Raw genomic sequence first — 14,305 nt, forward strand, 5'->3', positions numbered from 1 at the left:
GAAATCATTTCCGGTGGCAACTTCCACGGCCAGTATCTGGCGCAGGCCATGGACTTGCTGGCCATGGCCATCACGGATCTGGGCAGCATCTGCGAGCGCCGCATCGCGCGGCTGATCGATCCCACGCTGTCGTGGGGTTTGCCCCGCAACCTGATGAGCGGCGTGCGTGGTGTCAACACCGGTTATCCGGTGGTGCAATGTTCGATGAGTTCGCTGGTGATGGAAAACCGTACCCTCTGCATGCCGGGCAGCGTCGACAGCATCCCCTCCAAGGGCAATAGCGAAGACCATATTTCCAATTCGACCTGGTGCGCGCGCAAGGCCATGACGGTGGTGCAGAACACGCAATACATCGTCGGCGTGGAAATGCTGTTGGCCGCGCAGGCGCTGACCATGACCGAAGAACTGCTCAAGGACTTCATGCTGGGACAGGGCACGCAGGCGGCGTATGAGGAGATCCGTCGACAGATTCCGGCCTGCCTGGAGGGCGATCGCTGGTTCCATGATGACGTGCAGGCAGCGCATGACTTCGTGGTCAGCGGATCGGTGCGGCAGGCGGTGATGGCAGCGATCGGGCGCTTCGTCTGATGCGATGCTGACGGAAAGCACAAGGGCCGTCCGGGTAACACCGGACGGCCCTTGGTTGCTGGCATGACGGGAACGTCAAATTTGCGTCAACGATATAAATCAAATAAAAAATTGTTGGAAATCAGACATCGGCCCACTGTCGCAACAGATTGTGATAGTGCCCGGTCAGCCCGACCACTTCCTCACTATCGCCCAGCTTCTGGCGCAGGCTGTAGATGTTGCGATCCAGCTCGAAGAGCATGCTGCGCTTCCAGTCGTCGCGGATCATGCTCTGGGTCCAGAAGAAGGAGCACACGCGCGCCCCGCGCGTGACCGGTTCCACCCGGTGCAGGCTGGTGGAGGGATAGACGATCAGGTCGCCCGCTGGCAGCTTCACTTCGTGGGTGCCATAGGTATCGACGACCACCAGTTCGCCGCCCTCGTATTCGTCCGGATCACACAGGAACAGCGTGGAGGACACATCGGTACGCAGGCTGCCCGCTGCGTTGGGCAGGTTGCGCACCGAACCATCCACGTGCAGGCCGTAATGTTCGCCGCCCTCATAGCTGTTGAACAGCGGCGGCATGGTCTTCTTGGGCAGGGCGGCGGCAAAGAACAGCGGGTTGCGGCGCAATGCGTCGAGGATGATCTCGCCCAGCTGGAAACCCAGTGGCGAGTGCTCCGGCAACTGCCGGTTGCGCTTGACGCGCGCGCCCTGGTCGCCCACCGTCTCGCGGCCATCGACCCAGCCGGCACGGTCGAGCTCGCTGCGGATGTGGCGCACCTGGTCGGCGCTGAGAACGGCGGGGATGTGCAGCATCATGATGAATTTCTCCTGTCGCTAATGAAAAGGCCCCTCCCGTGAAGGAGGGGCCGTCAAGTCTGGCTGATCCATGACTGGACTCAGTGGGCAGCCTCACTTTAAGCAAGACCGGCAGTGACGCAACTGAGGCAGATCAAGTCATCGCGAGGCGCTGTCTCAGAACTTGAAGTTGGCCGTCAGTGCCACCGAACGCGGCGTGCCCGGGGTATAACGATAGCCGCTCTTGTTGATGGCCGCTACGTAGTCCTTGTCGAAAATATTGTAGATGTTCAACTGAAGATCGACGTTCTTGTTCACCACGTAACCCATCATGCCGTCGAAGACCCAGTAGCTGTTGGCGTACTTGGGGGTGCCGACGGCACTATCGGTGCCGCGCAGCAGCGAGCTGACGTAGCGCGCACCACCCCCCACGGTGAAGCCATGCGGCAGGCGATAGGACGCCCACGAGGTGAAGGCCTGCTTGGGGGTGTATGCCAGGTTGTTGTCACCGGAGGCGGTGACGATGGCGCCGTTGTCGACCTTGGTGTCCATCCAGGTATAGCCGGCCGCCAGCGACAGATTGCTGGTCACGTCACCGGTCACGCCCAGTTCGATGCCCTGCACGGTCTTCTTGCCGGTCTGGAAGTATTGCAGCGAGGTCGGATCGCGCTCGACTTCATTGGTCACTTCGGTATGGAACAGGGCGGCGGTGACGGCCAGCTTCTTGTTCAGCAGATCCCACTTGGTGCCCAGCTCGGAAGTCTTGGTCTTTTGCGGTGCGTAGTTGCTGTTGGCAGCGCTGTTGGCCGAGGCCGACAGGGCGAAGTTGCTGCCGCCCGGCGGCTGCTGCGACGTGGCATACAGCGCGTAGATGCTGCTGTAGTCGGTGGGCTTGTAGATGGCGGCCAGCTTCCAGTTGAACAGGTTGCCCGAGGTCGACAGGTTGGTGATGGTGCCGGCGGCGTTGGCGTAGTACGTGGTGCGGTAGTGGTCCTCGCGGATGCCGGCATTGATCGCCCAGTGCTCATTGAACTTGATGGTGTCGAACAGGTAGGCCGAGACGGTGTCGGTCTTGCCGTCGTTGTAGCCGGTGGCCGTCATCGTGTAGGTCTTGGGATCGTTCGGATTCGGGTTGTACAGGTTGGCCACCGAGAGCGTGCCGCTACGGGTGAAGGACAGGGCATGCTGCTTTTCTTCGGTGAATTCCACCCCGCCCACCAGGGTGTGCTTGAGTCCTCCCGCCTGCAGGTCGGCGGTGATGTTGGTCTGGTTGGTGATGATCTCGTTGCTCTGGTCCTTGCGCGTCGGATTGGAACGCGAAATGGTCCACGCCGATGGATTGCTGGCCGACGGGGTAACCAGGTTGGCCGAGGTTCCCATGAAGGAGGTCAGCAGGTAATCCTGGCTGGTCTTGGCATAGCGGGTGGTGTTCTGCAGTTTGACGTCGGAGGAAAAGTCATGCTCCACACGCGCCGTGAACATGTCGGAGGTGACCTTGTCGTAGTCGCCCGAGAGGCCGTAGAAGTTGGACGAATCCACACGCGCCGCACCGCTCAGGAAGGAACGTGAGCTGTCCGGCGAGGTGTAGCCGGGCAGGCCGATGGTCGGTACGCCGCCATCGGGAACGTTGTCCTGGTCGATATGCAGGTAGTTCAGGAATACGCGGGTCGGGCTGTTCAGGCCGAAGGCCAGCGAGGGCGCCACGCCCCAGCGGTCGTTCTTGACTTCGTGACGGCCGGGTACGCCGCTGTCCTGCTTCATCAGGTTCAGGCGCAGGGCGATGCCGCGTTCTTCATCGACCACCTTGTTCCAGTCGGCGGTGGCGCGCTTCTGGTTCCAGCTGCCGTAGGTGGCCGAGGCATTGAAGAAGTTGCTCATCTCGGCCTGCTTGGTGACCAGGTTGATCGAGCCGGTCGGCGAGCCACGGCCATTGTCGGTCCCCGCCGGTCCCTTCAGGACTTCCACCTGCTGGATGTTGAACATGTCGCGCGAGATCGAACCCAGGTCGCGCACGTTGTCCACGAAGATGGCGCTGGAACTGTCGAAGCCACGCATGTAGATGGCGTCGCCGGTATTGGTCGAGCCGTTCTCGCCGAGATAGAAGGTGCCCACGCCAGGACTGTTGCGCAGGGCTTCGGTCAGGGTGGTGGCGCCTTGCTGGTCGATCAGCTGCTTCTTGATCACGGTCAGGGTCTGCGGGGTATCGACCAGCGGCTGGCTGTACTTGGCCGAGGAAGCCTTGTCAGCCTTGTAGTCCGATTCCTGGGTGGCGGTCACTTCGACCTTGGGCAGAGCGCTGCTGGTCTGGGCATGCACGCCCACGGCGGGCAGCAGCAGGGCGCCGGCAACGGCAGCAGACAGGCGGGTCGAGGCAAACGCGGGTTGTGCGTGCTTGCGGCTCTTGATGTAACTCATGGCTTGGTTCCGAGAGAAATTGTTGAGGGTTCTCTTGGCTGGCTACGAGTCGAACGGGCAATCGCGTGGTCAGAAATGACCTGGCAGGCTCCGCCGCAATGGCTGGCGAGGTTGTCTTTTTGTGTATCCCGTATCGGTCTTTTTTGTAACGAATTGAATCAGGATGCTTACAATTATATACATATTGAAAATAAAAGTGATTCTTATTCCTGAAAAAGTTGGCATGTAGTCCATTGTCACAGCCGGTCGGATGCGGTCAGCAGTCCGATGGTCCGCGCGGGCTCGGGCATGGCGGGCATCGGCAGGATGGCTCGGCATGTGGTGAGGAAAATACACCGTGCTCCTGCCGTTTTGGTCAACGTGATAAATGATTTGCAGGAAGGCGTTGCAGGAAGGGGAGACGGGGGGGCAGTGGCGGCAGAACGCCGCCACCGGAGGAAGTCATCAGAAGCGGAAGTTGCCCGTCAGCGAGACGGCACGCGCACCGCCTGGGGTATAGCGGTAGCCGCTCTTGTTGATGGCGGCGGCGTATTGCTTGTTGAACAGGTTGGTGACATTGAACTGCAGCTCCACCGTCTTGTTGATCGCGTAGCTGGCCATGGCATCGACCAGCAAGTAGGCATCGGTGCGGGTGGGCGTGCCCACGGCATTGGTGTCCGTGCCGCGCAGCAGGCCGTCGGTGTAGCGCAGACCTCCACCCAGCGCCAGGCCCGGTGCCGCGCGCCAGGTCGCCCATGAGGTGAAGGACTGACGCGGTGTGTAGGCCAGATAGTTTTCGCCGCTGGCGGTGGCCACACGTCCCTGATTGACCCGGCTGTTCATGCGGCTATAGCCGGCGGTGAGCGAAATGTCAGGGGTGATCTCGCCGGTGACGCCCAGCTCCACGCCGTCGGTACGTTTCTCTCCGATCTGGAAGTAGGTATCGGCCAGCGTTCCTGCCTCGATTTCGTTGCTCACGTCGGTACGGTACAGCGCCCCGGTCACGGCCAGGCGACGATTGAGCAGATCCCACTTGGTGCCGAGCTCGGCGGTGCGGGTCTTTTGCGGCGCGTAGTCGGGGTGCGACGGGTTCCGGCGGCTGGCGCTGAGGGTGATATTGTTGCCGCCCGGCGGTTGCTGCGATGTTGCCAGCAGGGCATAGACGCTGCTGTAGCTGGTGGGCTTGAAGACAGCCGCCAGCTTCCAGCTCAGCAGATTGCCCGAGCTCGAGAGTTGCGTGAGGCTGCCCGAGGCGATGCCGGTGAAGGAGCTGCGGTAATGGTCCTCGCGCAGCCCCAGGTTGAGCGACCAGCGCTCGTTGAACTTGAGGGTGTCCAGCACGTACAGCGAGACGGTATCGGTCTGCCCTTCGTTGCTGCCGGTGGTTCTGATGCGCACCGCTGATTCGTCAAAGTGCGGATTCGGCTGGTACAGGTTGGCATAGGGGCGGAAGCCGTCCGTACCAAAGGACAGCGAGCGCTGGCGTTCACGCGTCAATTCTAGCCCGCCGACCAGCGCATGACGGATCCGCCCGGTCTGCCATTGCGTCGTGACATGGGTCTGGTTGTTCATGATTTCGTTGGCCTGATCGCGCCGGGTAACGATGTTGCGCGCCAGCAGCCAACTGCTGCGATCAGTGGCCGAAGGCGTGATGATGCCGGTCTTGAAGCGGCCGCGGTCGGATCCGGTGGCGATGAAGGAGGCCAGACGGTAATCCTGGTCGGTACGGGCGTAGCGGGTGGTGTTGTGCAGCTTGAGTTCGGGGGCGATATCGTGCTCCACCCGCAGCGTGTACATGTCGGCATTGACCCGGTCGTAATCATCGCGATGGCCGTAGTAATTGCTCGGATTCACTTTGGGTGCACGGGAGATGAAAGGTCGAGCAAGATCAGGCGAACTGTAGCCGGGCAGGCCGAGGGTGATCACGCCGCCATCGGGCCGGTTGTGCTGCTCCACGTGCAGGTAATTGAAATAGATGCGGGTCGGCGTGTTCAGGCCCCAGGCCAGCGAGGGGGCGAAGCCGTCGCGGCGGCTGTGGACTTCGTGACGGCCAGGTACACCGCTGTTCTGCTTCATCAGGTTCAGGCGCAGCGCCAGGCCCTGCTCGGGGACCAGCACCTGGTTCCAGTCGACGGTGAGGCGTTTCTGGTTCCAGCTGCCATAGGTGCCGCTGGCCGTCACCGCGTCGGTCAGTTCGGGTTGCTTGCTGACCAGGTTGATGGCCCCGGTCGGCGAGCCGCGTCCGTTGTCGGTACCGGCGGCGCCCTTGAGAACTTCCACCTGCTGCAGGTTGAAGACGTCACGCGAGATGGCGCCCAGGTCGCGCACGTTGTCCACGAAGATATTGCTGGAGGCGTCGAAGCCGCGCATGTAGACCGTATCACCGGTGCTGGTACTGCCGTTCTCGCCGAGGAAGAATGTGCCCACGCCGGGGGTATTGCGCAGGACCTCGGTCAGGGTCGTGGCACCTTGCTGTTCCATCAGCGGACGTTTGAGGATCTGCAGGGTCTGCGGGGTGTCCACCAGCGGCTGGCTGTACTTGGGTGAGGCCGATTGCTCGGCCTTGTAGGGTGAGTCCTTGAGGGCATCGACCTGCACGGCAGGCAGTTGCGCACGGGGTGACTGGGCCTGCGCAGCGACCACCGGCAGCAGCAGGGCGCCGGCGATGGCAGCCGTGAGACAGGAAGGCGTGGAGGCAGCGGAAGGGGTGGAAGGAGTGGAGGCAGCGGAAGGGGTGGAAGGAGTGGAGATAGGGTGCTTGCGGCTCTTGATGAAGCTCATGTCAGGTTCCGAGAGTAAGGGTTGCGAAAACTCTGGGCTGGCGAAGAGCGGTATCCGGCGCGATATGAAGCTTCATGCAGAAAAGCGGGAAGCGCGGTCGGGCAAGGGCTGGCGGGGAGAGGTCAGGAATATCCGGCCGGGCGGACAGACATGCCGGGAACGGATCCTGACGAGTATAGGAAGCGGGGCGAAAAAAAGAACTCCTGAAAATTTCGATTTTTTGCAGGAGTTTTAAAGCGCGCTATTTGAATCGGGGAACTCGATTTTTTTTCAATCAGAATCGTCTGAATCCTGGAAGAAAAGAATGAGCCCCCCTGGGCGGATCAGGCGTGGATCAGGCGTGGATCAGGCGCGGATCAGGCGCGGATCAGAAGTGATATTCGGCACGTACCATCGGCGTCTTCGCCAGCGAGCCGGGGACGTTGCCGGGGTTGCCGAACTTGTTGCGCCAGTACTGGTATTCCAGCCCCAGACGGAAGGTGTTCTTGCCCAGGCCCATGGCGGTGCCGACGTCGTACATGAGCTGCCCGTCGAAGTTCAGTTCGGGGGCGGTGGCACCGCCGAACTCGTTCTTGCCCTTGGCGGCGATGTAGTTCATGTAGCCTTCGAAGGCCCAACCGGATGTACCCAGGGGAATGCCCCAGGCCAGGTTCAGCATCGGGTGGGTGTCATAGCGGTAGCGGCTGCTGACGCCCTTGGGCTGGTTGCTCTCGAACAGTGCCAGCACGCTCACGTTCAGGAAGCCCGGCACATCCATCATCAGGGTCGGGCCGATGACCCACATGCGCTTCTTGGAGGCGTAGCTGTTGTCGTTCTTGGTGTTCCAGTCCAGGCCCAGCGTCAGGCCCACGCCGCGCGCCGGTCCGAAGGACAGATCGCGGCCGCTGATCTTGCCCAGGTCCAGCGTATGGCGATAGGTGAGATAGGCTTCCTGGGCGTTGTCATCCTTGCGGTCCGACATCAGCAGGTCGACGTTGAGGAAATTGGTGCCGTACTTGTAGCCGCTGGCATGCTGGAAGTTGAGGATGTTCTTGCTGATGTCCTGCGAATTGTAGGGTTCGGCAAAGCGGGTGCCGTAACGATAGCCGATCGAATTGTCGGACCAGTCGGCGGCCAGCGTGCTGCCGCCGGTCACGAGCAGAACGCCGGCAAGCAGGCCGTGTCGGCGCAGGGATGAAATGGGCATGGTGCCTCCTCCAGTGATGGATGTTTATTGATATAAATGATTTAGGATTTTCTGGCCTTGATGCCGCAGCCGTGATCCGCGCACCGGATGTGGACTCCGGTTTGGCAGGGGGTGACGCGGTAAGGCATTATGTCCGCTGCGAGGATGGCCGGTATAAGCGCACTCGTATAGGCATCGGCGGGTGGCGGTATATCATCGGTCCCCAGGACGACTCATCTATCACAAAGGGAAAGGACAGCAACATGGGCAAACTGAGCACGCACGTGCTGGATATCACCAAGGGCAAGCCGGGCGCGGGCGTGAAGCTGGCGCTTTACGCGGTCACTGCCGAGGGCAAGACACTGCTCAAGCATGCCGTCACCAACAGCGATGGCCGTTGCGATGCGCCGCTGCTGGAAGGTGAGGCCCTGCTGCCCGGCAAGTACGAGCTGGTATTTGCCGCCGGCGAATATTTTGTGGGGCAGGGCGTGAGCCTGCCGGAACCGCGTTTCGTCGATGAGGTGGTGATCGCCTTCGGCGTGGCCGATGCCAGCCAGAACTATCATGTGCCGCTGGTGGTCTCGCCCTGGGCCTATTCCACTTATCGCGGCAGTTGATGGGAGGGGCCTGAATCATCGACTGAAGCGATAAATGAAAAATCCGGTCTTCACGCCAGAAGCCGGATTTTTTTTATGTCATCGGCAGGAGGCAGGGTTCAGAACTCGTTCTGCAACTGCTTGTAGCCGCGCACCAGCTCATTGTTGGTGCGGGCCACATCTTCGGAGAATTCCGAGGCGGCCACCGTTACGCGCGGGATGGTGGCCAGGTCGGTCTTGGGTCCGATCCGTTCGGTGGACGGCACGTAGAATCCCGGCGGCAGGTCGCAACCGTCGACCACGGCATTGTGGCGCACCACGCAACCGGCGCCGATGCTGCAATTGAAGAGCACGCTGTTGAAGCCGATGAAGGCACCATCGCCCACCGAGCAGGGACCATGCACGATGGCGCGATGGGCAATCGAGGTGCGCTCGCCGATGGTGACCGCAGCGCCCGACTTGGAGTGGATCACCACGCCATCCTGGATGTTGGAATGGGCACCGATGACGATGGGCTCCATCTCGCCCTGGTCATCGACTTCGTCGGCGCGGATCACGGCATAGGGGCCGATGAAGACATTCTCATGCACGATCACCTTGCCGCACAGGATGGCGGTGTGGTCGACATAGGCAGATTCGTGGACTTGGGGCCGATGGCCGGAAGGGTTGCGGCGAAGCATGGATGGGGGTTCTCCTGGTGATGCGGGTGAAGCGGATCGTGCTGACGCGGCCGGTGAGCACGGCGTCGCTGGCGTGGCACGGACGGGCCGCCTGCGAAGCATTGACTCGCATTGACCCGGCCGTGCTCAGGCGGGTAGCGATCATACCCTGTTTGGACGGTGGACGGACAGCTGGCCATGGGGCAGCGCCTTGCAAAGATCGTGCGTGGTGGCGGCGAGCTGCTCCGCTACAGCGGGTGCGCGGGCTTGGTCTTGTCGTGATTGTGATCGCTGCTCCGGATGTTTTGCGCGACGGTAGACGCGCTCGCATGCGCGCAGCGCATTTGATTTGGATTAAGGGAAGGGGCCCGGAAATCGGGTCCAATCTCACCTCCTCTCTGTTGTATTTGCGGGCTGCGGCAATATGTCGCAGCCCATTTTTTTTGTCGGTCGGCGTGGCTAACTGCTTGTGTGCAAAGGATTTTTTTTCGGGCATGCGGCGCGCTCTTGCCGGCCGGCAGCAGACTGGCCGGAGCGCGGCGCACAAGCTGCGTGATAGATTGCGCCGATGAAAAAAACAGGGAGTGCGAACGTCACGGCGGTCGCGGGTGCGGCTGCGCGCGCTTCCCTCACGATACCAAGAAAAGTCCGGACATCCTCGCCATGAACACGCTGCTTGTTTCTTCCCCATCCTCGTCATCTCGCTCGCTGTCGCCGTCGCAGTCGCAGTCATCTTCCCGGTTCATTGATCTGCGTCCCTCGCCCTTGCTCCTGGCGGTGCTGTGCGCCTGGAGCGGCAGTGCACTGGCACAGCAAACCGGGAGCGAGACTGCCAGCAGCGAGCCAACGGCCTTGCCGACCGTCGAGGTGCACGGCAGCGGATCGGTCGCCGAGCGCAAGCAGTTGCCGCAGACCACGGCCAGCGTCACTGCCGACACGGCCGCCGACAGCATCAACGTCACCGACAGTTCGGATGCGCTCAAGTATCTGCCCAGCCTGTCGGTGCGCAAGCGCTACATCGGCGATACCCAGTCGCCGCTGGCCACCCGCACCACGGGTGTAAACGCCAGCGCGCGCAGCCTGATCTATGCCGATGGCATCCTGCTCTCGGCGCTGGTGAACAACAACAACGGCAATGGTTCGCCACGCTGGTTCATGGTGGCACCGGAAGAGATCGAGCGCATCGACGTGATGTATGGCCCCTTCGCGGCCGAGTATCCGGGCAACTCCTACGGTGCCGTGACCGAGATCACCACGCGCATGCCACAGCAGTTCGAGGCCAGCATCAAGGCGCAATACGCGCAGCAGGATTTCAGCCATTACGGCGCTTCCGGCACCTATCGCGCACAGGAATACAACGTCGGTCTGGGTAATCGCAGCGGGGCCCTGGCCTGGCGCTTCTCGGTCAATCACCTGGACAGCTATTCGCAGCCGGTGACCTACATCACCGCCGCCAGTGCACCAGCCGGCACCACCGGAGCGGTGCCGACGCAGGATCGCACGGGCAAGAATCTCTACGTGCTGGGGGCCGGCAATCTCACCCACACCGTGCAGGATACGGCGCGGCTGAAGGTTTCCTATGACTTCACGCCGGCGCTCACGGCGACCTATACGCTGGGCTTCTGGCAGAACCAGGCCCATGCCAATCCGCAGAGTTTCCTGAACAATGCCAGTGGCGCCACGGTCTATACCAGCAGCTTCGCCAGCAATGACGTGGACCAGCAGCAATGGATGCAGTCGCTGGAGCTGCGCAGCAAGACCGGTGGTCAGTGGGACTGGCAAGTGGCCGCCTCGACCTTGTCGGCGTCGCGCGACCTGACCCGCACCTCTACCACAGCCTTCCCGGCCGGCCAGAGCGGCGGCGCCGGTACCATTGCCGATGCCAGCGGCACCGGCTGGAGCACGGTCGACGCCAAGGGCATCTGGCGCCCTGCGGGGAGTGCCCAGGTCGTCAGTTTCGGTGCGCATGTGGATCGTTATACCCTGGCCACGCCCACCTGGAATACCAGCAACTGGATCAGCGGCGGCAATGGCACGCTGGCCTCGGACTCGCGCGGCAAGACCGAGACCTCGGCGCTGTGGGCACAGGATGTGTGGCATCTTGCTCCAGCGCTCAAGGCCACGCTGGGGGCGCGTTACGAATGGTGGCGCGCTTTCGATGGACGCAATGTGTCGACCTCGGGCAATACCGTCTTTGCGGTGAACCAGCCGCAGGTCAGTCACAACGGGCTCTCGCCCAAGGCTTCGCTGGCCTGGGCCTTTGCCGACGACTGGATGGCGACACTTTCGAGTGGCCGCGCATTGCGCTTCCCGACCGTGGGCGAGCTGTACCAGAACGTGCTGCTCAATGGCGTCTATCTGCAGGCCAATCCCAATCTCAAACCGGAGAAAGTCTGGTCCACCGAACTGGCCATCGAGAAGCAGTTGCCGCAAGGGCGGGGTAAATGGCGCGTGTCGCTGTTTGAAGAGCGGGTATCCGATGCGCTGATCTCGCAGACCTCGACCATCGGCAGCGGCGTGGCCTCCTTCACGCAGAACGTGGATCGCACGCGCCAGCGCGGCATCGAGGCCGCCTTCGAGCGCAACGATCTGTTCATGCGCGGCTTCTCTCTCAATGGCAGCGTGACATGGGTGGATGCCCGTATCCTGGACAACAGCAGCTATGTGGCCACCACGGCCGGCGCCACCTCGGTCGGCAAGCGCACGCCCTATGTACCCGAATGGCGCGCCACCCTGGTGGCCAGCTACAAGCCCGATGACCGCTGGACCTATACGCTGGCGGGACGTTACAGCGGACGGGTCTATGCCACCGTCGACAATACCGACATCAACACCCACACCTATCAGGGCTTTGATGGCTATACCGTCTTCGACGCCCGTGTGCGCTATCGCATCGACCGTCACTGGAGCGCAGCGCTGGGCGTGGACAACCTGACCAACCGGGATTATTTCCTGTTCCATCCCTTCCCGCAGCGCACGGTCTTTGCCGAGCTGAAATACGATTTCTGAGCGGAGCGTGGGGGAGTTGATGCCCTGGCGTGCTGTGCGGCTGGCCGGGCAGACCGGAGTGGATCCGGCTGCCGGTGAGGTGGAAGGGAGTTGAGAGGAGCTTGAGACCCGGTGAGGTCGAAGCGCCCGCTCAGCCGTTGCGCGCCTTGTCGATGGTTTCCCGGGCGGCTTCCATCAGGGCGGCCGGTTCCGGGGCGTCGGATTGCAGATAGGTGTTTTCCAGCGTGACCGAGAGATTGCTCATCTTCTCCGACAGTTCCGCCAGCGCCACGCTGAGCTCACACATCAGGGCCGAGATATTTTTGGGAGACTGCGTCATTCCGTTTTCCTTTTCAGATGTCGTACCGGGGATGTCTGGCGGGCAATGAAGAGCGGGGATTCATCGCGCTGCAGGCCGGTACGGTCCAATCGATTACGTCGTGAGCTTGGGCTATTCTAAGCCATGCCGAATGGAGCTACGACTGTACCTTGGTCGAAAAGTGCAACAAAAAATGAAGCTTTCTGCGGGGAAGTTGCATGGTGGATATGCTTTTCGCCGCTGCGTTGCCGTAGCGGCATGCTTAATCGGTAAGAGTTGCCACGACACGACGCAGGATCGTTACCAAGCTGACGATGTCCGTCGTGCATCAGTTCGCGGTTTGCTCTTGCAGCATGATTTCTTCCACGAAGTCGGCAAAGGCGCGCGCCTTTGCGCTGGCCAGTCTGCCCGTGGGAAAGACCGCCCACAAGGCGATCTCCGGCAGGGACCATGTTTCCAGCAGACGTACCACGTTGCCGGCGGCCAGTTCGGGGGCGAACATCCAGTCCGACGCGATGGCCAGACCCATGTCAGCCAGGACGGCGGCGCGGATGCCTTCGGCAGCGTTGAAACGCACTCGTCCCCTGACCATGACCGACACTTCGCTCCCTGCGCGAGTGAAGGTCCAGACATTGTCCAGCTGGCTCATGACCAGGGTCTCGTGTGCGCTCAGGTCGGCCGGTACGCGCGGTGCCGGGGCCCGCTCCAGATAGGCCCGGGTCGCCAGGACCGAACGTCGGGTCGTGGCCAGCTTGCGCGCCACGCTGGCCGAATCGGCCAGCCTGCCCATGCGCAGCGAGACGTCGATACCCTCGGCGATCAGGTCGATGGTGCGGTCGTCCAGGATCACATCTACTTCCAGGCCCGGGTGACGTGCCAGGAACAGCGGCAGATGCGGAATCACGAACAGTCGTGCAAAGGTCGGCGCCGCCGAAATCCGCAGCCGTCCGGCCAGGCCCGCCCCGGCCCCGCGGGCAGCCAGTTCGGCTTCATCGGCTTCCTGAATGGCCAGGCGCGCACGTTCGTAGAAGCGCATCCCGGCTTCGGTCGGCGTGAGGCCGTGGGTCGAGCGCAGCAGCAGTTTGACCTTGAGCTTGTCCTCCAGCTGCGCCACCGTCTTGGAGACTGCTGGCTGGCCCACGCCCAGCACGCGCGCCGCCCCCGAAAACGACCCCGCCTCCACCACCCGTACGAAGGCCGTCATGGCCAGCAAGCGATCCATATCTGCCTTGTTCATTCCTGATTGGAATAAGCATTATAGCCATGACCTGTCTGCCATTCCTGAATCATTGGGACCAGAATGCGCCTCATCGGTGGTGACCCGTACCGCCGAGCGCACTCAACCCAACCAATGACAGGAGCTTCATCATGACTCTGCAAGACAAGCTGGATGCCTTCAAAGCCGACTTCGTGGCCGGCAAGCCGCCCTACAACGTGCCTGCCCCGGTGATTGCCACCATGCAGCGCGCTACCGATGAACTGATCGCCTCGGGCGCAGCAAAGCTGGCGCTCAAGGCCGGTGACCGTGCACCGCAGTTCACGCTCGCCGATCCGGAAGGCAAGCCGGTGTCGTCGGCCGAGCTGCTGGCGCGCGGTCCGCTGGTGGTGAGTTTCTATCGCGGCGTGTGGTGCCCTTACTGCAACATGGAATTGCAGGCGCTGCAGGAAGCACTGCCGCAATTGCAGCAGGCCGGCGCCAGCCTGGTAGCCATTTCTCCACAGCTGCCGGCCAATAGCCGCAAGGCCATGCGCCAGAACGCGCTGTCATTCCCCATCCTCTCGGATGCGGGCAATGAGGTGGCGGCAGCCTTCGGGTTGCGTTTTGCGCTGCCGGACTACCTGGTGCAGCTCTACCAGTCGCTCAAGAACGAGCTGCCGGCCTTCAATGGCGATCCCAGCTGGACGCTGCCCATGCCGGCCCGCTACGTGATTGCTCCGGATGGCGTGATCGTCTACGCCGAAGTCAATCCTGACTATACCCGCCGCCCGGAACCGGCCGACATGCTGCCAGCCATCGGCCAGAGCGTGCTCTGA

General features: G+C 62.1%; 11 protein-coding genes. 4 read left to right on the forward strand and 7 right to left on the reverse strand.

All coding sequences use genetic code 11. The features are described from left to right. A partial coding sequence (locus HWE01_RS09180) for an aromatic amino acid lyase (RefSeq protein ID WP_241821597.1) occupies nt 1-588 on the forward strand: 588 nt, incomplete at its 5' end. Nucleotides 589-709: 121 nt separating this feature from the next. On the opposite strand, the gene HWE01_RS09185 is transcribed toward HWE01_RS09180, so the two are convergent. The 4 genes from HWE01_RS09185 to HWE01_RS09200 form a co-directional block, all read right to left on the reverse strand. Further along, entirely contained in the window at nt 710-1,390 is a 681-nt protein-coding gene (locus tag HWE01_RS09185) for a Fe2+-dependent dioxygenase (RefSeq protein ID WP_241821598.1), read from the reverse strand. A 156-nt stretch (nt 1,391-1,546) separates the two neighbouring features. Next, complete coding sequence (locus tag HWE01_RS09190) at nt 1,547-3,784, reverse strand: catecholate siderophore receptor Fiu (RefSeq protein WP_241821600.1); 2,238 nt, start codon at nt 3,782-3,784, stop codon at nt 1,547-1,549. Between the two features lie 444 nt (nt 3,785-4,228). Further along, the gene (locus tag HWE01_RS09195; RefSeq protein WP_241821602.1) at nt 4,229-6,544 is read right to left on the reverse strand and encodes a catecholate siderophore receptor Fiu; all 2,316 of its coding nucleotides are present in this window, start codon (nt 6,542-6,544) and stop codon (nt 4,229-4,231) included. Between the two features lie 367 nt (nt 6,545-6,911). Further along, nucleotides 6,912-7,730, reverse strand: a complete 819-nt coding sequence (locus HWE01_RS09200) for a hypothetical protein (RefSeq protein ID WP_008330712.1) — start codon at nt 7,728-7,730, stop codon at nt 6,912-6,914. 242 nt (nt 7,731-7,972) lie between these two features. Between HWE01_RS09200 and uraH the strand changes: the two genes are divergently transcribed. Next, entirely contained in the window at nt 7,973-8,326 is a 354-nt protein-coding gene (gene uraH, locus HWE01_RS09205; protein ID WP_008330710.1) for a hydroxyisourate hydrolase, read from the forward strand. Nucleotides 8,327-8,424: 98 nt separating this feature from the next. On the opposite strand, the gene HWE01_RS09210 is transcribed toward uraH, so the two are convergent. Then, nucleotides 8,425-8,985 carry a gamma carbonic anhydrase family protein gene (locus HWE01_RS09210; protein ID WP_008330708.1) on the reverse strand — a complete coding sequence of 187 codons (561 nt, stop codon included), beginning with the start codon at nt 8,983-8,985 and terminating at the stop codon, nt 8,425-8,427. 642 nt (nt 8,986-9,627) lie between these two features. Between HWE01_RS09210 and HWE01_RS09215 the strand changes: the two genes are divergently transcribed. Further along, entirely contained in the window at nt 9,628-11,973 is a 2,346-nt protein-coding gene (locus tag HWE01_RS09215; protein ID WP_241821603.1) for a TonB-dependent receptor, read from the forward strand. 130 nt (nt 11,974-12,103) lie between these two features. Here HWE01_RS09215 and HWE01_RS09220 read toward each other — a convergent pair whose 3' ends face one another. Further along, a complete protein-coding gene (locus tag HWE01_RS09220; protein ID WP_008330704.1) occupies nt 12,104-12,292 on the reverse strand; it encodes a hypothetical protein in 189 nt (62 codons plus the stop codon). Between the two features lie 307 nt (nt 12,293-12,599). After that, nucleotides 12,600-13,493: a LysR family transcriptional regulator gene (locus HWE01_RS09225; protein ID WP_034350759.1), complete on the reverse strand. Its 894-nt coding sequence runs from the start codon at nt 13,491-13,493 to the stop codon at nt 12,600-12,602. A gap of 146 nt (nt 13,494-13,639) precedes the next feature. Here HWE01_RS09225 and HWE01_RS09230 point away from each other — a divergent pair, with 146 nt between their 5' ends. Further along, nucleotides 13,640-14,305, forward strand: a complete 666-nt coding sequence (locus tag HWE01_RS09230; RefSeq protein WP_008330701.1) for a peroxiredoxin-like family protein — start codon at nt 13,640-13,642, stop codon at nt 14,303-14,305.

This window comes from Herbaspirillum sp. C7C8 (assembly GCF_022627875.1).
GTDB lineage: Bacteria > Pseudomonadota > Gammaproteobacteria > Burkholderiales > Burkholderiaceae_D > Herbaspirillum.

What these genes read in the sequence shown, in the direction of transcription:
- HWE01_RS09185 (WP_241821598.1), bottom strand. Translation starts at nt 1,390, where the DNA reads ATGATGCTGCACATCCCCGCCGTTCTCAGCGCCGACCAGGTGCGCCAC.
- HWE01_RS09190 (WP_241821600.1), bottom strand. Translation starts at nt 3,784, where the DNA reads ATGAGTTACATCAAGAGCCGCAAGCACGCACAACCCGCGTTTGCCTCG.
- HWE01_RS09195 (WP_241821602.1), bottom strand. Translation starts at nt 6,544, where the DNA reads ATGAGCTTCATCAAGAGCCGCAAGCACCCTATCTCCACTCCTTCCACC.
- HWE01_RS09200 (WP_008330712.1), bottom strand. Translation starts at nt 7,730, where the DNA reads ATGCCCATTTCATCCCTGCGCCGACACGGCCTGCTTGCCGGCGTTCTG.
- uraH (WP_008330710.1), top strand. Translation starts at nt 7,973, where the DNA reads ATGGGCAAACTGAGCACGCACGTGCTGGATATCACCAAGGGCAAGCCG.
- HWE01_RS09210 (WP_008330708.1), bottom strand. Translation starts at nt 8,985, where the DNA reads ATGCTTCGCCGCAACCCTTCCGGCCATCGGCCCCAAGTCCACGAATCT.
- HWE01_RS09215 (WP_241821603.1), top strand. Translation starts at nt 9,628, where the DNA reads ATGAACACGCTGCTTGTTTCTTCCCCATCCTCGTCATCTCGCTCGCTG.
- HWE01_RS09220 (WP_008330704.1), bottom strand. Translation starts at nt 12,292, where the DNA reads ATGACGCAGTCTCCCAAAAATATCTCGGCCCTGATGTGTGAGCTCAGC.
- HWE01_RS09225 (WP_034350759.1), bottom strand. Translation starts at nt 13,493, where the DNA reads ATGGATCGCTTGCTGGCCATGACGGCCTTCGTACGGGTGGTGGAGGCG.
- HWE01_RS09230 (WP_008330701.1), top strand. Translation starts at nt 13,640, where the DNA reads ATGACTCTGCAAGACAAGCTGGATGCCTTCAAAGCCGACTTCGTGGCC.